The sequence below is a fragment of the Pseudomonas pharyngis genome (genome assembly GCF_021602345.1).
Taxonomy (GTDB): domain Bacteria; phylum Pseudomonadota; class Gammaproteobacteria; order Pseudomonadales; family Pseudomonadaceae; genus Aquipseudomonas; species Aquipseudomonas pharyngis.
This window is the reverse complement of sequence record NZ_BQID01000003.1, coordinates 498,922-519,024: the sequence shown is the minus strand read 5'-3', so window position 1 is coordinate 519,024 and position 20,103 is coordinate 498,922. Positions and strand designations below refer to the sequence as shown.

The window sequence follows — 20,103 nt, the reverse complement described above, 5'->3', positions numbered from 1 at the left end:
TCCGACGTTTCGGGAGGGCTGGGGTGAGGGGGCTCTTGATCTCAGGCCATTCCGGTTTTCAGCGCCCTGCGCAAAGCCACCAGCCATTTCAGGAAATCCTGCGGGTCCGGTCGCTGCGGCACTTTTACGTCCATGTTCTCTTCCTTGTTATGAGTTCGGCCGGGGAGTCTGGCCAAAAGCTGTTCGTCCTTGGAGGGCTTTCATGAAAAAAAGATCCGTCCTACAGCGAGAGGAAAAATAGCCTTCTTATTCTGTCGGGGCAAACCCGCAGGATAGTTTTTTGCGTGATATCAATATGCTTTAACGGTATTTAAATTCTTTTTCTTATACCTTTAAAGTCGGTGCCTGCCGGACAGTTACCCGCTGTCCATGGACTGCACCACCGTCGCTTACCGAGCGGCGTCAGGATGTTTCATGACCTTCGATTACGCATTTATCCTCAGCACCCTGCCGGCGTTTCTCAAAGCCGTGGGCGTGACGCTGCAGGTCGGTTTGATCGCCATTGGCACCTCGCTGCTGGTGGCGCTGCTCAATGCGACGATTCTGGTATTCCGCACGCCTTACCTGCAAAAGCTGGTCGGCCTGTATGTGGAGCTGGCGCGCAACACGCCGCTGCTGATCCAGCTGTTCTTCGTCTACTTCGCGTTGCCGGCTCTGGGAATCAAGGTTTCGGGATTCACCGCCGCGATCATCACCATGACGTTTCTCGGCGGCGCCTACCTCACCGAAGTGCTGCGCGCCGGTGTCGATGCGGTGCCTCAGGCGCAGCTTGAATCGGGCCGCTCAATCGGCCTGTCCCACGGTCAGTTGCTGCGTTACGTGATCCTGCCGCAAGCGGGGATCCTCAGCCTGCCGTCGCTGTTCGCCAATTTCATTTTCCTGCTCAAGGAGACCACCGTGGTCTCGGCCGTGGCGGTGCCGGAAATTCTCTACACCACCAAGAGCTACATCGCGCTCTACTACAAGACCTACGAAATGCTCGCTGTGCTGACGCTGATCTGCGTGCTGCTGTTCCTGCCGCTGTCGCTGCTGTTGAGCCGTCTGGAAAGGAGGCTCCAGCATGGCCAGTTCGGGTCTTGAACTGCTCTGGGTGTCGTTGCCGCAACTGGCCAAAGGCGCCGGGCAAACCCTGTCGATCTCGTTCCTCAGCATCGCCATCAGCACCGTCGGCGGCGTGCTTTACGGTGTGCTGCGCACGCTCAACGTGCGGTGGCTGAACGTGTTGCTGCGGATCTATCTGGAACTGTTCCGGGCGATCCCGGTGCTGGTCTGGTTGTACCTGCTGTTTTTCGGCCTGCCGATTTTCTTCGGCCTGAGCTTGCCGAGTTTCTGGTGCGCGGTGCTGGTGCTGTCGCTGTGGGGCGCCAGCGAGGTCGGCGAAGTGGCGCGCGGTGCGCTGCATTCGTTGCCGCGCGGGCAGCGTGAGGCGGGGCTGTCGATCGGGCTGAACGCGGCGCAGCTCTACGGCTATGTGCTGCTGCCCCAGGCGCTGAAACGCATGACACCTCCGACCATCAACGTCTACACGCGGATCATCAAGACCAGTTCGCTGGCGGTGCTGATTGGCGTGGTGGATGTGATCAAGGTCGGTCAGCAGATCATCGAGCGCACCTACGAATCGGTGCTGATCTACGGCGCGCTGTTCCTGTTTTTCTTTTTCATCTGCTACCCGCTGTCGGCTGCCTCGCGCGTGCTGGAGCGGCGCTGGACGCAAGCATGAGCGCATTGATCGAGTTTCAGGGTTTCAACAAATTCTTCGGCGAACAGCAGGTGCTCAAGGGCATCGACCTGCAAGTGAAATCCGGCGAAGTCATCGTCATCCTCGGCCCCAGCGGCTGCGGCAAAAGCACCTTGCTGCGCTGCCTCAACGGTCTGGAAACCGCCCACAGCGGTCACCTGAAATTCGCCGGCCGTGAATTGCTGGACAAGGCCACCGACTGGCGCGAAGTGCGTCAGCAGATCGGCATGGTGTTCCAGAGTTATCACCTGTTTCCGCACATGAGCGTGCTCGACAATTTGCTGCTCGGCCCGCTCAAGGTGCAGAAGCGCGAACGCCGCGAAGCACAGCAACAAGCCGAAGCGTTGCTCGAACGCGTGGGCCTGTCGGGCAAGCGCGACGCGTTCCCGCGCCAGCTCTCCGGCGGCCAGCAGCAACGCATCGCCATCGTCCGCTCGTTGTGCATGAACCCGCGGGTCATGCTCTTCGACGAAGTCACCGCCGCCCTTGATCCGGAGATGGTCAAGGAAGTGCTGGAAGTGATTCAGGGCCTGGCCCGCGAAGGCATGACCCTGTTGATCGTCACCCACGAAATGGCCTTCGCCCGCGCGGTGGCCGATCGCATCGTGTTCATGGATGGCGGGCGCATCCTTGAACAGAACCCGCCCGAGCTTTTCTTTACGAACCCGCAAACCGCACGCGCGCAGCAGTTCCTGGAGAAGTTCTCCTACGTCGAAGCGCTGACTTCAACGACTTCGCCCACAACGTCTCAAACCAAGGAACTGGAACTGCCATGAAAACTGCCAAAGCCTTATTCGCACTACCGCTGATCAGCCTCGCGCTGCTGGCCGGCTGCAACAAGACCGAAGAACCGGCCAAGCCGAAAGTCGCCAGCGAAAGCACCGCGCCGGCCGGTTATCTGGACAAGATCAAGGCCCGCGACAAACTGATCGTCGGCGTATTCACCGACAAGCCGCCGTTCGGTTTCGTCAACGAAGCGGGGCGTTACGTCGGCTTCGATACCGATATCGGCCGTCAATTCGCCAAGGATCTGCTGGGCGATGAAAACAAGGTCGAGTTCGTGGCCGTGGAACCGGCGAGCCGCATTCCGTTCCTGCAAAGCGACAAGGTTGACCTGATCCTCGCCAACATGACCGTGACCCCGGAGCGCAAGGAAGCGGTGGAGTTCACCAACCCGAACCTGAAGGTCGCGGTGCAGGCGCTGGTGCCGCAGGGCAGCGAAGTGAAGAAGCTGGATGACCTGGCGAGCCGCACCACCATCGTCACCACCGGCACTACCGCCGATATCTGGCTGACCAAAAACCACCCGGACTGGAAACTGCTGAAGTTCGAGAAAAACTCCGAGTCCCTGCAAGCCCTGGCCAACGGCCGTGGCGATGCCTACGCGCAGGACAATCTGGTGCTGTTCAGCTGGGCCAAGCAGAACCCGGGCTACCGTGTGCTGGATGAAAAACTCGGTGCCGAAGCGCCGATTGCGCCGGCGGTTAAGAAGGGCAACATCGAATTGCGCGATTGGGTGAATACTGAACTGGCCAAGCTTGGGGAGGAGAAATACCTGCTCAAGCTGTATGACCAATATGTGCGTAAGGAGCTGAGTGATGACACCAAGCCTGAGAGCGTGATTGTTGAGGGTGGGAAGTGGCAGGGCTGATTGCCTGACAGGTCGGCGGTGAGGATGCAGAGCAACCCCTCACCCCAGCCCTCCCGAAACGTCGGACCGCCCGGAGGGAGAGGGAGCCGACCGAGGTGTTTTGAGAGTTACATCGACCTGAGACACCGAGTCGATTATGGATTCACAGAAGCACTTTCAGGTCGGCGTAACTCTTGAGCATCCCCCGATCGGTCCCCTCTCACCCCGGGAGAGGGCTAGGGTGAGGGGCTCTCCAACTGACACACCTAATCAGGCCAGTTCCACGCAGGCTCATCCAAAACCCTCTGCCCGACGATCCCCGTCTGGCCGAGGGTTTTTTCCAGCACGATGCAATTGCATTCCGGGTCTTCCTGCAACGCCGAAATCAATCGTCGGGCGTGGGACACCACCCACACCTGACACTGCTCCGACACCCGGATGATCAGGCGCGCCAGCGCCGGCAGCAGATCTGGGTGCAGGCTGGTTTCCGGTTCGTTCAGCACCATCAGCGACGGCGGGCGTGGCGTCAGCAGCGCGGCGACCAGCAGCAGATAACGCAACGTGCCATCCGACAGTTCCGCTGCCGACAACGGCCGCAACAACCCTTCCTGAAAGAACTCGATGGCGAAGCGGCCGCCCGCCAGCGGTGCGATGTTCAGCCGTGCGCCGGGAAAGGCGTCGCTGATCGCCGCCTGCAACGCCTCGGGATCGCCGATCTCGCGGATGGTCTGCAACGCAGCCGCCAGATCGCGGCCATCGTGATGCAGCACCGGCGTGCGCGTGCCCAGTTGCGGCTGGCGCACCGGGGCGTCGGCGTCACTGCGAAAGTGATCGTAGAAGCGCCAGCGGCGGATGAACTCGCGCATCTGGAACACCTCCGGCGAGGTGCGCAGGCTGCCGACCTGATCGAACAGGCTGTCGAAGTTCGGCGTGTATTGCGCCAGAACATCCCAGCCACGACCTTCACGGGCACGGATCATCGGCCCGTCGCGATCCACCAGCAGACTGGCCGGACGATAGAGCGGCCCGGCCCAGATGCATTCCTTTTTGATTTCCGGGTCGAGGGAAAAAAACGAAAGACTCGGCTCCGGCAAGCCCAGGGCGATCGAATAGCTGAAATCTTCCCCGGCAAAGCCCAGGCGCAGGCGTTTGACGCCTTGGCGCACGGTGGACTGGATCGGCACCTCGCCGTTGCGCATGCGCCGGCTGATGGTTTCCGGCCCGGCCCAGAACGTCGAGTCGAGCCCACCCTCACGGGCCAGCGCATTGACCACGCCGCCCTGAGCGGTTTCCGCCAACAGCCGCAGCGCCCGGTACAGGTTCGACTTGCCGCTGCCGTTGGGACCGGTGATCAGGTTCAGACGTCCCAGCGGGATCACCAATTTATTGATCGAGCGGTAATTGGCCACCGCGAGGGTCTTGAGCATGAAAATCCTTCTTGAGTGCCCCGAAATCCGGGTCAGGATACTCGCTGCACAGAAATGCATATATCGGCCGGACGAAGGTTGAACCCTGTTCTAAGCTCACAGTCGTATCGTCACTTGCACGTTCGTACACAGGAAGGAGTCTGCATGGCGAGTCCCGGATTGAAAACAGCGGTCATGCTGAGTCTGTTCGCTTTGTTGAGCGCGTGCGGCGAGAAAAAGGCCCCCGCCGAATACCTGCCCCGGGTCTTCGTGCAGGAGGTGAACCCCGCCAATTATGCCGCCGCCGTGACCCTCACCGGCGATGTCCAGGCGCGGGTGCAGACCGAACTGTCGTTCCGGGTCGGCGGCAAGATCATCCAGCGCATGGTCGATGTCGGTGACCGCGTCTCGGCCAAACAAGTGCTGGCCAAGCTCGATCCGAAGGATTTGCAGACCAACGTCGATTCCGCACAGGCTCAGGTAGTGGCCGAGCAGGCTCGGGTCAAACAGAGCGCCGCCGCGTTCGTCCGCCAGCAGAAACTGTTGCCCAAGGGCTACACCAGCCAGAGCGAATACGATTCGGCGCAGGCCGCATTGCGCAGCAGCCAGAGTGCCTTGAGCGCAGCGCAGGCGCAGTTGGCCAACGCCAAGGATCAACTGAGCTACACCGCACTGATCGCCGATGCGCCCGGCGTCATCACCGAGCGTCAGGCCGAAGTCGGCCAGGTGGTTCAGGCCACGGCGCCGATATTCAGTCTGGCCCGGGACGGTGACCGCGACGCCGTGTTCAACGTTTACGAATCCCTGCTGGCCGAGCGGCCGGCGGAGCGTTCGATCGTCGTCAGCCTGCTCGACAACCCCGCCATCAAGACCACCGGCACCGTGCGCGAAATCACCCCGGCGGTGTCCGCGCAGTCCGGCACGGTGCAGGTCAAGGTCAGCCTCGACAGCCTGCCGCAGGGGATGCAGCTGGGCTCGGTGGTGAGCGCCACGGCCAAGGGCACCGGCAAGTCGGCCGTTGAATTACCGTGGTCGGCGCTGACCAAGAACGTCAGCGATCCGGCGGTGTGGATGGTCGACGACAAAGGTGAAGCGCAGTTGCACAACGTCACCGTCAGCCGCTACCTGATCGGCAAGGTCATCATCAGCGAGGGCCTCAAGGGCGGGGAAAAAGTCATTGTCGCGGGTGGGCAGTTGCTGCATCCGGGCATGAAGGTCGAAATAGCCGAAAACACCTACAAGGATCTGCAACCGGGAGCACAGCCATGAAGCGTCTGGGGCTGTTATCCATTGGCGTGTTGCTGGCCGCCTGTTCGAAAAGCGAACCACCGCCGGAGCCGGTACGGCCGGTGTTGTCGGTCAAGGTCGAAGCGTTGAGCGAGGAAAACCTCGGGCGTTTCGCCGGCAGCATTCAGGCACGCTATGAAAGCAACACCGGTTTTCGCGTCGGCGGGCGCATTGCCAGCCGTAACGTCGACGTCGGCACCGAGGTGCAGAAGGGCACGCTGCTCGCCACCCTCGATCCGTCCGATCAGCAGAACCAGCTGCGTTCGGCCCAGGGCGACCTGGCCAGGGTTCAGGCACAGCTGATCAACGCCCAGGCCAACGCCCGCCGTCAGCAAGCGCTGTTCGACCGGGGCGTGGGGGCGCAGGCGCAACTGGACATTGCGATGACGGACCTGAAAACCACCCAAGCCTCGCTGGATCAGGCGCGGGCGGCGGTCAACCAGAGCAAGGATCAACTCGATTACACCCAGCTACGCTCGGACCACAAGGCGGTGGTCACCGCGTGGAATGCCGAGGCCGGGCAAGTGGTGACGGCGGGCCAGCAGGTGGTGACCCTGGCGCAACCGGACATCAAGGAAGCCGTGATCGATCTGCCGGACACCCTGGTCGATGAGATCCCGTCCGACGTGGTGTTTCTGGTGGCCGGGCAGCTCGACCCGAGCATCAACACCACGGCCACCCTGCGCGAGATCGAACCCCAGGCACAAAGTGCGACGCGCACCCGCCGCGCACGATTGACCCTGACCAATACGCCCGACGGCTTCCGCCTCGGCACGGCGATCAGCGTCACCCTCAGCTCGGCGATCAAACCGCGTATCGAATTGCCCGTCACAGCGTTGCAAGAGGTCGATGGCAAGCTGCGGATCTGGGTCATCGACACCCAAAGCAAAACCGTCAACCCGCGCGACGTCAGCGTGATCAGCCGCACCGACAGCAGCGTGGTGCTCGCGGGGGGCGTGAAGAACGGCGAGCGCGTGGTCAGCGCCGGCGTCAACAGTCTCAAACCCGGACAATCCGTAAAACTTGACGAGGACAGTCAATGAAAGGCTCTTTCAATCTCTCCGAATGGGCCCTCAAGCATCAGTCTTTCGTCTGGTATCTGATGTTCGTCGCATTGCTCATGGGGGTGTTCTCCTACTTCAATCTGGGGCGCGAGGAAGACCCGTCGTTCACCATCAAGACCATGGTGATCCAGACCAAATGGCCGGGCGCGACCCAGGAAGAAACCCTCAAACAGGTCACCGACCGCATCGAGAAAAAACTCGAAGAACTCGATTCCCTCGACTATGTGAAAAGCTACACGCGCCCCGGCGAATCGACGGTCTACGTGTACCTGCGCGATACCACCAGCGCCAAGGACATTCCGGAAATCTGGTACCAGGTGCGCAAGAAGATCGACGACATTCGCGGGCAGTTTCCTCAAGGTATTCAGGGGCCGGGATTCAACGACGAGTTCGGTGACGTGTTCGGCTCGGTGTACGCCTTCACTGCCGACGGCCTGACCATGCGCCAGTTGCGCGATTACGTGGAACAGGCGCGGGCCGAGATCCGCAATGTCCCGGGGCTGGGCAAGATCGAAATGATCGGCCAGCAGGACGAAGTGATTTACCTGAACTTCTCTACCCGCAAACTGGCGGCGCTGGGCATCGATCAGCGTCAGGTGGTGCAGAGCCTGCAGTCGCAGAACGCCGTGACTCCGGCCGGTGTGATCGAGGCGGGTCCGGAGCGGATTTCTGTGCGGACTTCGGGCCAGTTCGCTTCGGAGAAAGACCTGGCCGAGGTCAATCTCAAGCTCAACGACCGCTTCTATCGCCTGGCAGATGTTGCCGACATCACTCGCGGTTACACCGATCCGGCCACGCCGGAATTCCGCTTCGACGGCAAGCCGGCGATCGGTCTGGCGATTGCCATGCAGAAGGGCGGCAACGTTCAGGAATTCGGCAAAGCACTGCACAAGCGCATCGATGAACTGACCGCGGATCTGCCGGTTGGCGTGGGTGTGCACACGGTGTCCGATCAGGCCGTGGTGGTGGAGGAGGCCGTTGGCGGCTTCACCAGTGCCTTGTTCGAAGCGGTGGTGATCGTGCTGGTGGTCAGCTTCATCAGTCTCGGTGTGCGCGCCGGGCTGGTGGTGGCGTGCTCGATCCCGCTGGTGCTGGCGATGGTGTTTGTGTTCATGGAATACAGCGGCATCACCATGCAGCGGATTTCCCTCGGCGCTCTGATCATTGCCCTCGGCCTGTTAGTGGACGATGCGATGATCACCGTGGAAATGATGGTCACGCGCCTGGAAATGGGCGAGAGCAAGGAGGAGGCCGCGACATTCGCGTACACCTCGACCGCGTTCCCGATGCTCACCGGTACGCTGGTGACGGTCGCCGGTTTCGTCCCCATCGGCCTCAACGCCAGTTCTGCCGGCGAGTACACCTACACGCTGTTCGCGGTGATTGCCGTGGCGATGATCGTGTCCTGGATCGTGGCGGTGTTCTTCGCCCCGGTGATCGGTGTGCACATTCTCAGCACCAACGTGAAAGCCCATGAGGCTGAACCGGGGCGCGTTGGCCGTGCATTCAACGGCGGTTTGCTGTGGTGCATGCGCAATCGCTGGTGGGCCATCGGCATCACCGTGCTGTTGTTTGTGCTGGCGGTGTTCTGCATGCGTTTTGTGCAGAATCAGTTCTTCCCGTCCTCGGATCGACCGGAAATCCTGGTCGACCTCAACCTGCCGCAAAACGCCTCGATCGACGAGACCCGCAGGGCCGTCGACAAGCTCGAGGCCACGCTCAAGGGCGACGCGGACATCGTGCGCTGGAGCACCTACATCGGTCAGGGCGCGATCCGTTTCTACCTGCCACTCGACCAGCAATTGCAGAACCCGTACTACGCGCAACTGGTGATCGTCAGCAAAGACTTTGAAGCCCGCGAGGCCTTGAGCCAACGCCTGCGCGAACGGCTGCACAAGGATTTCGTCGGCATCGGCAGCTACGTGCAGGCGCTGGAAATGGGCCCGCCGGTAGGGCGTCCGATCCAGTACCGGATCAGCGGCAAGGACATCGACCAGGTGCGCAAGCACGCCATCGACCTGGCGACTGAACTGGACAAGAACGAGCACATCGGCGAGATCATTTACGACTGGAACGAGCCAGGCAAAGTCCTGCGAATCGACATCGCCCAGGACAAGGCGCGCCAGCTCGGGCTGTCGTCCGAAGACGTGGCGAACCTGATGAACAGCATCGTCAGTGGCGCGCCGCTGACCCAGGTCAACGACGACATCTACCTGATCAACGTGGTCGGTCGCGCGGTGAGTTCGGAACGCGGTACGCCGGAAACCCTGCAGAACCTGCAGATCGTCACGCCCAACGGCACGTCGATCCCCTTGCTGGCCTTCGCCACGGTTCGTTATGAGCTGGAGCAGCCGCTGGTGTGGCGTCGTGACCGCTTGCCGACCATCACCATCAAGGCGTCGGTGCGTGACGAAATTCAGCCGACCGACCTGGTGAAACTGTTGAAGCCGTCCATCGACGCGTTCGCCGAAAAACTGCCCGTTGGCTACAAGGTCGCCACCGGCGGTACGGTCGAGGAGAGTGGCAAGGCCCAAGGACCGATTGCGAAAGTGCTGCCGTTGATGCTGTTCTTGATGGCGACGTTCCTGATGATCCAGCTGCACAGCGTGCAGAAGCTGTTCCTTGTGGCCAGTGTCGCGCCGCTGGGGTTGATCGGCGTGGTGCTGGCGCTGGTGCCGACCGGTACGCCGATGGGCTTCGTGGCGATCCTCGGGATTCTGGCCTTGATCGGCATCATCATCCGCAACTCGGTGATCCTTGTGACCCAGATCGACGAGTTCGAGCGCAAAGGCTATGCGCCGTGGGATGCGGTGGTGGAAGCCACCGAGCATCGACGTCGCCCGATCCTGCTGACCGCCGCCGCGGCGAGCATGGGCATGATCCCGATCGCCCGGGAAGTGTTCTGGGGGCCGATGGCCTACGCGATGATCGGCGGGATCGTGATTGCAACCCTGCTGACGCTGCTGTTTCTGCCGGCGCTGTATGTCGCCTGGTACAAGATTCGCGAGCCGAAGAAAGAGGCGCAGTAAGGCGAGCGCCTTGCGCTCATCGCCAACTACACGGCTTTGCGCCAGACACTCGCCAGCCAGGGCTGCTGCTCACGCGGCAGCCCCGCCGGCCGGTAGTAATGTTCCAGCTCGACGAACCCGGCAGCGGTCAACAATCCGCGCCAGGCTTCAAGATCGTGATACGAGCCGTAACGCGGTCCGTTCCAGCCCTCACGGTTATCCCCGTGCGGGTTGGAGCTGAACAGCACGCCGCCCGGTTTCAATGTCCCGTGCAGTTGCTTCAATACCCGAGGCAATTCCTGCAACGGCACATGAAACAGCACCGCATTGGCGAAGATGCCGTCGAAGCGTTCTGCCGGCAGATCCAGCTTCAGAAAGTCCTGGCACCACACTTCACAGCCACTGTCTTCCCGCGCCATCTGCGCGAATTTTTCCGCGCCGTCGAGGCCGACGGCGACGTGTCCCATCCGGGTGAATGTCTGCAAATCCCGCCCCGGCCCGCAGCCGAAATCGAGAATGGAAAACGGCGCCTCAGCCTGGATGTGCCGCAGCAGGGCGTCGATGTTCTGGCTGACATCGTGATCGCGGGTGCCTTCACGAAAATCCTCGGCCACCGAGTTGTAATGGCCGAGGGTGGTGGCGGTGATCTGTTCAAGATCGGTGGGGGTCTGCTTCATGGTCGTCATGGGCTGAAAGGAAGATCGGCAGACTATAAGCGCTTTCGCGGTTCAGAGGATCCAGATCCGGACAAAGCACAAAACGCCGGCTCAAGTGCAATACATATTTACCGCACCTGACCGTTCCCGATCGGTTGCAATAGCGCCCACGCGATAGACGACTAGCGCGATGTCTGCCCGATTTTTTCAGGGGGATTTACTCAACAAGGATTTTTCATGGGCAATACTCGAAAAACCTCCACCACGTCCTCCAGCCATAGCCTGGCAGACGCCATTGCACTGCGTAAAAGATCCGGTGCTGACTTTCCCGAGTACGAACCTGCGCACAAGAGTTTTCGGGACATGGATCAAACGGATGTGGAGGCCGTTCGCCAACCGGATATGCCAGACGCCGCAGTCATTGTTTCATCCCTGCCGACCGCCGAGATCCTGTCGGGTCGTTTCGGGGGCAGGACGCTTGCGGACTATCGCCTGAAAGCGCCGGCCACCCTGCCTGCGCCTGATGCCCTGGGGTTGAGGGTTATCAAGGGACGCACGTTCGTCGATGTCGCCCCCGGCGAGATTGTCCAGGTTCGGCAAACCGCAGCGGGCGGTGAATATCGCGCGACCTTGATGTCCGAGTGGACGGCTTCGGGACCGGTCCTGTTCTTCGATCCGCACAGCAAGATATGGTCGCCGGAACGGGCTCGGTCATCCGGCAACGCAGGCAATGTCATCGATATCGACATCGATGAGCTCATCCGCAATATCAGGAAAGATTCGGAAAAGCACAGTCGGGTCCACACCGGTATTGATGACGCGATCGAGCACGAGACAGCAAAGGAAGCCACGCTGACTGCACGGGGGCTGAAGCAGTTTCCACTGGATCAGGCTGCGATGGTCCGCACTGAGTTGCGAGTGGTCGAAAGCGTTTTCGCTGATGCCGTTCACGCCATTGGCATGAAATACGACGGTGCCAGCGCGGTTTACGAAAGTTTTTTTGGGGCAGGGCACCAGGCCGTGGCGCAGCAGTTTTCTGACTCGGTGGCGCGAGGTCTTGCGCTTTCCAGGGAGTACCAAGGGACCTGGGGCGAGGAAAAATTCTTCGCAGTGGAGACTGAAAACAACAGCGCCGCCTGGATGTACAAGAAGGATTTTCATGGCCGGTTCTTCCTCAACCGCAAGTACATGCAGCAGGAGATTCTAGGCATGTCCCTGGGCCATGAAATGCTGCACACCAACCGCATCGACCGCTTCAGGACCATCGGTCCCAACGCCGCGGATTTCTTCTATCTGGGTGACAGCCAGCGTGGTTTGCTGAGTCTGGAGCCGCTGACCGTCTACGACATTCCGGAGCGCAGTGTTTCTGAAGTGATCATGCGCGGTGGATTGACAGTCGAGTACGTGAACGCTTTTACGGACGATCACGACAACCTGCTGTTCGGGATCAGTGATTATCTGGGGATCGGCGACGATCTGGATCTTCAGACGGCGGTCGGCCTGTTCAATGCAAATCCGGCGCTGCGCGCGCATTTGGCCGCGAACAACGCCGACAGCATTGTTTACGCGGCAAAAAGCATGCAGGCGCTGCATCGAAGCAAAACTGAATATGCGTGGCTCGACAGCCTGATCGATGATTGATGCCGGGGAGGGCAGCGCTCATCGATTGTTCTAGCGCTTGTTCAGCCCCCGCGCCAGGCGATCGCCGCCCAGCTGAATCAGCGCCACCAGTGCCACCAGCAGCACGATCACGGTCAGCATGATCTGGCTGTCGAAGCGCTGATAGCCGTAGCGATAGGCGATGTCACCCAGACCGCCGGCGCCAATCGCTCCGGCCATGGCCGATGAGTTGATCATCGTCACCAGGGTGATGGTGAAGCCACCGACAATCCCCGGCAGCGCCTCGGGCAACAGCACATGCCAGACGATGTGCCAGCGCCGGCAGCCCATGGCCTGCGCGGCTTCGATCAGGCCGTAGTCGACTTCACGCAGGCTCACCTCGGCGATCCGCGCAAAGAACGGCGTGGCCGCGATGGTCAACGGCACGACCGCCGCCCAGACGCCGTAGGTGGTGCCGACGATCAGCCGGGTGAACGGAATCAGCGCGACCATCAGGATCAGGAACGGGATCGAGCGAAACAGGTTCACGAACGCACCCAACGCGCGATTGAGCACCGGTGCTTCGTAGATCCCGCCCTTGTCGCTGGTGACCAGAATCACCGCCATCGGAATCCCCGCCAGCAGTGCGATCAGCGACGACACGCCGACCATCAGAAACGTGTCGATGAAACCCTGCAGCAAGCGATCAAACCACATAACCCAGCACCTCCGTGCGTTGTGCCCATTGCCCGGCGCGCTCACGCAATTGCTCGGCATTCAGCTGCGAACCCGCGACCGCCAGCAACAGTTGCCCGAGCGCATGGCCCTGAATCCGTTCCACGCCGCCCTGGAGCAATTTCACCCGGCCACCGAGCGCGGCGAACAGCGCGGCCAGATCCGGTTCGTCCTGTTGGCTGCCAGTGAACTGCAAGCGCAGCACCACGGCCGCATCGGGCGACGACGGTTGCGCCTGCAAACGGCTTTGCAATTCTTCGGGCAAGGCGTGTTGCAGCGGCGCGAGCAAGGTCTGGCTGACCTCGTGCTGTGGGTTGCCGAACACTTCCCAGACCGGGCCTTGCTCGACGATGCGGCCATGTTCGAGCACGACGACGCGATCGCAGATTTCCCGGATCACCGCCATCTCGTGGGTGATCAGCACGATGGTCAGGCCCAGGCGTTTGTTGATCTCGCGCAGCAGGCCGAGGATCGACTGGGTGGTTTCCGGATCCAGTGCCGAAGTGGCTTCGTCACACAGCAGAATGTCCGGGTCATGCACCAGCGCGCGGGCGATGCCGACACGCTGCTTCTGCCCGCCGGACAGCTGCGCCGGATACGCCTTGTGCTTGGCTTGCAGGCCCACCAGTTCCAGCAGTTCGCGCACCTTGTTCTCCCGCTGTTCCTTCGGGACGCCGGCGACTTTCAGCGGCAGTTCGACGTTCTGCCACACCGTTTTCGCCGACATCAGGTTGAAGTGCTGGAAGATCATGCCGATCCGCCGGCGCAGGGCGACGAGGCGATCCTCGTCGTACTCGCCGATGTCCACCTGATCGATCAGCACCCGGCCCGAGGTCGGTTGTTCGAGGCGGTTGATGGTGCGGATCAGCGACGACTTGCCGGCGCCGCTGCGGCCGATGATGCCGAACACTTCACCGCGCTGGATCGCCAGGTCGATGCCTTGCAGGGCGGCGACCGGGCCTTGTTTGCCGTCGTAGGTCTTGCCGAGCCCGACGAAACGCACATGGGCGCGGTTCAGTTCGGGATGCAGTTCGGTGCGCTGTGCCAGCGTGGGTGGCTCTGGAAGATCCAGTCGCCGTTGGATGGCCGCGGTCATCCTCAGCTTTCCCAACCGGCCTGGTACAGCTTGCCGTGGGCCTTATCCAGTGCGGCGCGCACGGCCGGCGAATGCTGGTAGATGTCGACGAACTTGATCAGGCGCGGGTCGGTCTTGCTCTTCGGCTGGATCACGAACTGAATCACGTATTCCTTGTGATCGAGGCCGTCGAACAACAACGCGGAGCCGGCGTCGAAAGTCTTCGCCAGACGGATGTAGGCCGGGTAGCCCTGGACCAGATCGGCGTCATCGTAGGCGCGCACCAGTTGCACGGCTTCGACCTGGAGGATCTTGATCTTCTTCGGGTTGGCGACGATATCGTCTTCGGTGGCCTTGTAGCCGACCCCCGGCTTGAGGGTGATCAGACCGGCCTTGGCCAACAGTTGCAGGCCGCGTCCGCTGTTAATCGGGTCGTTGGCGATGGCGACGCTGGCGCCTTCCGGCAGCTCGTCGAAGCTTTTGTATTTCTTCGAGTACAGGCCGACGTTGTTGATGATCCCTGGCGCAAACGGCACGAGGTCGAAACCGGAGGCAGCCTTGGCGTTTTCCAGGAACGGGATGTGCTGGAAGTAGTTCACGTCAATGTCACCGGCGGCGAGGCTGACGTTCGGTGCGATCCAGTCGGTGAATTCCACCAGCTCGACTTTCAGGCCCTGTTTGGAGGCCTCTTCGACGGCGGCTTCCAGCGGAATCGCGAAGGCGGCGGTGGTGCCGATTTTCAACGGGGCATCTGCGGCGAACACCGCCGAGCTGAACAGGCCGAAGGCCAGGGCCAGTGCTTTGACTGGGTGGGACAGGAGCTTCTTGGTCATGGTGGTTTTCCAGTCAGTGAAATTAGCCTGATTCCCACGCAGAGCGTGGGAAGGATGAGTGCCGGGGTTAGTGTCGGTAGTGGGCGCCGGTGTGTTGCGGCGGCAGGTGCGCTTCGCCGTGAAACAGTTTTTCCCGCAGGCTGCCGGTGTCGTACGCGGTCTTGTACGAGCCGCGCCGTTGCAGTTCCGGAATCACCAGATCAATGAAATCCACATAGCTTTCCGGGGTGACGATGCGGGTCAGGTTGAAGCCGTCGAGGCCGGTTTCGGCGATCCACGATTCCAGTTCATCTGCCACTTGTTGCGGCGAGCCGACCACCGTGATGTAGCGCCCGCCCAGAGCGTGCTGATCGAGCAATTTGCGCCGGGTCCAGTCGTTGTTCTGCAGGTTCTTGGTGGCGGACTGGATCGCGTTGCTCTTCACGTACTGGATCGGTTCGTCGATTTCGTACTGGGAAAAGTCGATGCCAGTGGACGCCGAAAAATGCGCCACGCCCGCTTCGGCGCTGGCGTAGCTCAGGTATTCGGCATGCTTGGCCCAGGCCGCTTCCTCGGTCTCGCCGACGATCACATTGAGGCCCATGAACACCTTGATGTCCTCAGGATTGCGACCCGCTTCGACGGCGCTGGCGCGGACCTTGTCCACCTGCACCTTGGTCGACGGCTTGTTCTGGCCGCTGATGAACACGCACTCGGCATGCCGCCCGGCGAACAGCAGACCGCGATCCGAACTGCCGGCCTGGAACAGCACCGGCGTGCGCTGCGGCGACGGCTCGCACAGGTGATAACCCTCGACCTGATAGAACTCGCCCTTGTGTTCGACCTTATGCACCTTGTCCGGCTGCGCGTAGATCCGCTGCTGTGGGTCGTTGAGCACCGCACCGTTTTCCCAACTGCCTTCCCAGAGTTTGTAGAGCACTTCGAGGTACTCGTCGGCCTGGTCGTAACGCCGGTCGTGCTCGACCTGTTCGCTCAGGCCCATGGCCTTGGCGGCGCTGTCCAGGTAACCGGTGACGATGTTCCAGCCCACCCGCCCGCGGCTCAGGTGGTCGAGGGTCGACATGCGTCGGGCGAACAGATACGGCGGCTCGTAGGTGAGGTTGGCGGTCAGGCCGAATCCGAGGTTTTTGGTCACCGCGGACATCGCCGATACCAGCAGCAGCGGATCGTTGACCGGCAGCTGGATCGACTCTTTCAGGGTGACGTCCACCGAGTTCTGATAGACGTCGTACACGCCGACGATGTCGGCGATGAACAGCCCGTCGAACAGCCCGCGCTCCAGCAGTTGCGCCAGTTCGGTCCAGTACTCGATGGTCTTGTACCGGGTCGAGGTGTCGCGGGGATGCGTCCACAACCCGTGGTTGATGTGGCCGATGCAATTCATGTTGAACGCATTGAGCAGGATCTTTTTCTTGCTCATCAGATGGTCCCTCGCAGCGGAGGGTTTTCATCGTTGAGGTAGTAATTGCCCACCGCGTGATATTTCCAGCGCACCGGGTCATGCAGCGTATGTACCCGGGCGTTGCGCCAGTGGCGGTCGAGGCCATGCTCGCTCAGGGTGGCCTGGCTGCCGGCCAGTTCGAACAGGGTGCTGCCGGCGGCCAAGGAGATTTCGGTGCTGATCGCCCGTGCTTCGGCGACCGCAATCGAGGCCGCTGCAACCGTCTCGGCGTTGGTCTCGGCCTGGGCCGCGTCGAGGAATTCGCCGGCGCGTTCGAGCAGGGCTTCGGTGGCGTGCAGGCGAATACTCAGATGGCCGAAGCTCTTGAGGGTCAGCGGGTCTTCGGTGGCCTTGTCGTTGCCCGAATCGATCCATGGACGGGTCTTGCTGCGCACGAAGTGCAGCGCATCTTCGTAGGCGGCGCGGGCGATGCCGGTGTCGATGGCGGCGTGAAGGATCTGCGCCAGCGGGCCGACCGGGGTCGGGCGCTCGAAAGCGCTCTGGAACGGGATGACATCTTCGGCGGCGACATACACGTCTTCGAACACCACCGAACCGCTGCCGGTGGTGCGCTGGCCGAACCCGCTCCAGTCGTCGATCACGGTCAGGCCTTTGCTGTCGCGGGGGACGAAGGCCAGTTGCTGCACGCCGTTTTCATCGACCACGGACGTTGGAATGCGTTGGGCGTAAATCGCACCGGTCGCATAGAACTTGCGGCCATTGATGCGATAACCGCTGCCGTCACGTTCGAGGCGGGTGACCCGGTCGTGGGCGGTCCTGGTGCCGAGTTCTGCCAGAGCATTGCCGAAGCGCTGGCCGGCGAGGACTTCGGCGTACAGCCGTTGTTTCTGCTCGTGGCTGCCGTTCACCCGAAGCACTTCGAGGGCATAGAAATGGTTCTGTGGAATCTGCCCCAGCGAGCCATCAGCCCGGGCGATCAAAGCGATGACTTTGGCCAGGGTCACGTTGGACACACCGGCGCCACCGTACTCCTTGGGCACGCTGATGCCCCACAGGCCGGAGCGGGAAAACACGTCGAGTTCCGGCAGCGGCAGGCGGCGTTCGCGGTCGCGCAGGTTGCTGTCGCGCTGGAAATCTTCGGCCAGGTCGCTGGCGACGATCAGGGCTTGCTCGTCGCTGGTGATGAGCGCGACGGGATGGGAAAGAGTCATGTGTTTCTCCAGAGATCTGGTCAAAAGTGTTCGGGTCGTCAGATCCAGGAATGGCGAGCCGGCAACTTGCCGTTGAGGCGATAGGCGCCGACCGCGTGATACTTCCAGCGCACCGGGTCGTGCAGGGTGTGCACCCGGGCGTTGCGCCAGTGACGGTCGAGGTTGAATTCGGCGAGGGTGGCGCGGCTGCCGGCCAGTTCGAAGAGTTTTTCGCTGGCCAGCAATGAGATCTCGGTGGTCAGCACCTTGGCTTCGGCCACGGCAATCGACGCGCGGGCGGCGGATTCGGCGGTCAGTGGCGCGGCGTGCACCTGATCCAGCACCTGACCGGCCTTGCGCAACAGCGCTTCGGCAGCGTGCAGTTCGATTTTCAGTTTGCCGATGTCGGCGATCACGTAGAGGTCATCGCTGGCCCGTTCGACGTTGGCGTCGATCCACGGCCGGGCGCGGGTCTTGACGAATTCGATGGCGTCATCGATGGCGCCACGGGCGATGCCGGCGTCGATCGCTGCCTGAATCAGCTGCGACACCGCGCCCTGGGTGTTGGGCTTTTCGTTGATCTTCCAGTTGTCCACCACGAGGCCGGCGTCGACCCGCACGTTGTTCAACAGGATCGTGCCGCTGGCGGTGGTGCGCTGGCCGAAACCCGACCAGTCATCGACGATGCGCAATCCCGGCGTGCCGCGCCGGACGAAGGCCAGCACTTGCTTGCCGTCATCGTTGAGCGCCTTGACCGCCACCCAGTGGGCGAACAGGGCGCCGGTGGAGTAGAACTTCTGGCCATTGATCACGTAGTCATCGCCGTCGGCGGTGATGCGCGCCTTCAGTTCCAGGGTGTCCTTGGTGCCGCGTTCAGGCCCGGCGTTACCGATGCGCCAGCCTTCGAGCACGCTCTGCAGCAGATGCTTTTTCTGCTGCTCGGTGGCGCTGCCGAGGATCAGGTTGATGATGCCGAACTGGTTCTGCGGGATCTGTCCCAGCGCCGGGTCGGCGGCGGAAATGATCGCGAACACCTCGGCCAGGGTGACGAAGGAAACCTGCGGGCCGCCGTACTCGCGCGGAATCGCGATGCTGCCGAGGCCACTGCGGGTGAACTGTTCGATTTCCGACCATGGCAGCTTGCGCTGGCGATCACGTTTGGCGGCCTGCACGCGGGCGACCTGCGCCAGCTCATGGGCGGCCTTGATGGCTTGAGCGTCGTTGCGCAGCACTTGTGCGGGCAACAACAGCGGGGCGATGTCCAGGTCACTCTGGACGTTTGCGTCTGCCAGACTGGACATCAGTGCCGCTCCTTGGCTGCACGCAATGCCCTGGCGATCTGCACTGGGGTGATTGTGTTCCGGACCATGCTACCCACCTCACATCTCATGAAAAACGCCGCAAAGGTGCGGCGAACGAAAGAATGTCCGGTGGTCCGGTGCATATACCCTAAGCGCGTATAAAATTTAAATAAACTAACTTTTAGGAATATGTATAGAAGGGGGGCGTGGTCTGGCTGGTTAAGCGTGCGGCGACGAGGGACGGCGTCCCTCATCGACCGTTTTGGCTCATTTCTTTTGTGGCTCTGCCGCCTTCAGCGTTTCCTTGAGCGGCACCTTGAGGTAGGGATTCACGCATCCGATCTTCAGCGTTCGCGGCGGTGCCCAGCGCGAGTTGTTGCCGACCCGGTCGAGGATGCAATAGGTCACGTCCAGACGCAGATCCTCGCCGGCCTCGGTGATGACTGCCGGCGGCACCCAGACCTGAATCGGCTTGCCGATATCGGCAGGGGTGATGCGTGCCAGATCCATCCGTACATCGCCCCAGCGCAAGGTGATGGCATCGCCTTCGGCCATGTTCAGATACGGCTCGATAGTCAGTGGCACGCCGCGTCTGATCTGGTTTGCGTTGACGCCCTGACGGCGAATGGTCTCGGGCAGGGTCACAGGAGCCAGTTGCTGGTTTTCGTCGCCACACAGCGCTGGAGGCTGTCCTCCGGGGCAGTCGAGCTTGACCGTGACCCGCGCCGCCGCCGACAGCGATGGCCCGTGCCCCACCCGCATGACCCGATAGTGGATGCGAGACGAGCCGCTGGCGATGAAGCTTTCCGGCACTCGCAGGCTGACTGGGGTTGCGACGTCCTGTGCTGTCAGCACGTGAGAGGCGACGTAGCAGTTGTCCCAAAACAGTTCGATCAGATCGCCGGTGTCCATGTCCGGATAAGGCGGCACATCGACCAGCAGATGAGCTGCTGCCGCGAGGTTGATGCCGTTGTTTCGGGATGGCGCCAGGCTCGGCGCGGCCAGTTCGGGGATGTGCGAAGTGCGGGTCATGAAGTCCTCTCCTTGAAGCCTTGCAGCGAAATCCGTTTCTGAAAGTTCAAATGGCATGAATTGCCCAGTAATAAAAGCAGGGTCGTTCGGCCATTCGTTATCGGGTCTTGGTAATGTTGTGGGGCGCGATAAGTGACTAGATAAAAG

Annotated in this window: 17 protein-coding genes; 8 read left to right on the top strand and 9 right to left on the bottom strand. The window is 61.6% G+C overall.

The window, feature by feature from the left end; translation table 11 throughout:
* Positions 1–414 precede the first annotated feature (414 nt).
* Genes L6D74_RS09230 through L6D74_RS09215 form a run of 4 tightly spaced genes read left to right on the top strand, consistent with a single transcriptional unit; the run spans position 415 to position 3,389 of the window.
* Positions 415–1,080 carry an amino acid ABC transporter permease gene (locus L6D74_RS09230; protein ID WP_007918712.1) on the top strand — a complete coding sequence of 222 codons (666 nt, stop codon included), beginning with the start codon at positions 415–417 and terminating at the stop codon, positions 1,078–1,080.
* Positions 1,061–1,720, top strand: a complete 660-nt coding sequence (locus L6D74_RS09225) for an amino acid ABC transporter permease (RefSeq protein ID WP_236188815.1) — start codon at positions 1,061–1,063, stop codon at positions 1,718–1,720. Before L6D74_RS09230 ends, L6D74_RS09225 begins: the two co-directional genes overlap by 20 nt.
* Positions 1,717–2,514: an amino acid ABC transporter ATP-binding protein gene (locus L6D74_RS09220; protein WP_236188813.1), complete on the top strand. Its 798-nt coding sequence runs from the start codon at positions 1,717–1,719 to the stop codon at positions 2,512–2,514. Before L6D74_RS09225 ends, L6D74_RS09220 begins: the two co-directional genes overlap by 4 nt.
* Positions 2,511–3,389: a transporter substrate-binding domain-containing protein gene (locus L6D74_RS09215; RefSeq protein WP_236188811.1), complete on the top strand. Its 879-nt coding sequence runs from the start codon at positions 2,511–2,513 to the stop codon at positions 3,387–3,389. The genes L6D74_RS09220 and L6D74_RS09215 overlap by 4 nt, the downstream gene beginning before the upstream one ends.
* 245 nt (positions 3,390–3,634) lie before the next feature.
* Here the strand turns inward: L6D74_RS09215 and L6D74_RS09210 are convergent, their stop codons facing one another.
* A complete protein-coding gene (locus L6D74_RS09210) occupies positions 3,635–4,795 on the bottom strand; it encodes an AAA family ATPase (protein WP_085667646.1) in 1,161 nt (386 codons plus the stop codon).
* Between the two features lie 144 nt (positions 4,796–4,939).
* Here L6D74_RS09210 and L6D74_RS09205 point away from each other — a divergent pair, with 144 nt between their 5' ends.
* Genes L6D74_RS09205 through L6D74_RS09195 form a run of 3 tightly spaced genes read left to right on the top strand, consistent with a single transcriptional unit; the run spans position 4,940 to position 10,154 of the window.
* Positions 4,940–6,043, top strand: coding sequence for an efflux RND transporter periplasmic adaptor subunit (locus tag L6D74_RS09205; RefSeq protein ID WP_011331936.1), 1,104 nt, complete (start codon positions 4,940–4,942; stop codon positions 6,041–6,043).
* On the top strand, positions 6,040–7,104 hold the full coding sequence (locus tag L6D74_RS09200; RefSeq protein ID WP_236188810.1) for an efflux RND transporter periplasmic adaptor subunit: 1,065 nt from the start codon (positions 6,040–6,042) through the stop codon (positions 7,102–7,104). The genes L6D74_RS09205 and L6D74_RS09200 overlap by 4 nt, the downstream gene beginning before the upstream one ends.
* Complete coding sequence (locus tag L6D74_RS09195; protein WP_236188808.1) at positions 7,101–10,154, top strand: efflux RND transporter permease subunit; 3,054 nt, start codon at positions 7,101–7,103, stop codon at positions 10,152–10,154. The genes L6D74_RS09200 and L6D74_RS09195 overlap by 4 nt, the downstream gene beginning before the upstream one ends.
* A 26-nt stretch (positions 10,155–10,180) precedes the next feature.
* On the opposite strand, the gene L6D74_RS09190 is transcribed toward L6D74_RS09195, so the two are convergent.
* Positions 10,181–10,810 (bottom strand): class I SAM-dependent methyltransferase, encoded by a 630-nt coding sequence (locus L6D74_RS09190; protein ID WP_236188807.1) that lies wholly within the window; start codon positions 10,808–10,810, stop codon positions 10,181–10,183.
* A gap of 216 nt (positions 10,811–11,026) precedes the next feature.
* On the opposite strand from L6D74_RS09190, the gene L6D74_RS09185 reads away from it, so the two are divergent.
* Positions 11,027–12,430, top strand: a complete 1,404-nt coding sequence (locus tag L6D74_RS09185) for a hypothetical protein (RefSeq protein WP_236188805.1) — start codon at positions 11,027–11,029, stop codon at positions 12,428–12,430.
* A 30-nt stretch (positions 12,431–12,460) separates the two neighbouring features.
* Here the strand turns inward: L6D74_RS09185 and L6D74_RS09180 are convergent, their stop codons facing one another.
* The 7 genes from L6D74_RS09180 to L6D74_RS09150 all read right to left on the bottom strand — a co-directional run bounded on the left by L6D74_RS09180 (position 12,461) and on the right by L6D74_RS09150 (position 19,956).
* Positions 12,461–13,105, bottom strand: coding sequence for a methionine ABC transporter permease (locus tag L6D74_RS09180; protein WP_007952752.1), 645 nt, complete (start codon positions 13,103–13,105; stop codon positions 12,461–12,463).
* Entirely contained in the window at positions 13,095–14,219 is a 1,125-nt protein-coding gene (locus L6D74_RS09175; protein WP_236188802.1) for a methionine ABC transporter ATP-binding protein, read from the bottom strand. Before L6D74_RS09175 ends, L6D74_RS09180 begins: the two co-directional genes overlap by 11 nt.
* Before the next feature lie 2 nt (positions 14,220–14,221).
* Positions 14,222–15,031, bottom strand: coding sequence for a MetQ/NlpA family ABC transporter substrate-binding protein (locus L6D74_RS09170; RefSeq protein WP_007952748.1), 810 nt, complete (start codon positions 15,029–15,031; stop codon positions 14,222–14,224).
* A gap of 67 nt (positions 15,032–15,098) precedes the next feature.
* Positions 15,099–16,451, bottom strand: coding sequence for an LLM class flavin-dependent oxidoreductase (locus L6D74_RS09165; RefSeq protein WP_085611211.1), 1,353 nt, complete (start codon positions 16,449–16,451; stop codon positions 15,099–15,101).
* Entirely contained in the window at positions 16,451–17,644 is a 1,194-nt protein-coding gene (locus tag L6D74_RS09160; RefSeq protein WP_064592705.1) for an SfnB family sulfur acquisition oxidoreductase, read from the bottom strand. The genes L6D74_RS09165 and L6D74_RS09160 overlap by 1 nt, the downstream gene beginning before the upstream one ends.
* Before the next feature lie 38 nt (positions 17,645–17,682).
* Positions 17,683–18,924 carry an SfnB family sulfur acquisition oxidoreductase gene (locus L6D74_RS09155; RefSeq protein WP_039764545.1) on the bottom strand — a complete coding sequence of 414 codons (1,242 nt, stop codon included), beginning with the start codon at positions 18,922–18,924 and terminating at the stop codon, positions 17,683–17,685.
* A 267-nt stretch (positions 18,925–19,191) separates the two neighbouring features.
* On the bottom strand, positions 19,192–19,956 hold the full coding sequence (locus tag L6D74_RS09150) for a hypothetical protein (RefSeq protein ID WP_085647937.1): 765 nt from the start codon (positions 19,954–19,956) through the stop codon (positions 19,192–19,194).
* Between the last annotated feature and the right edge of the window lie 147 nt (positions 19,957–20,103).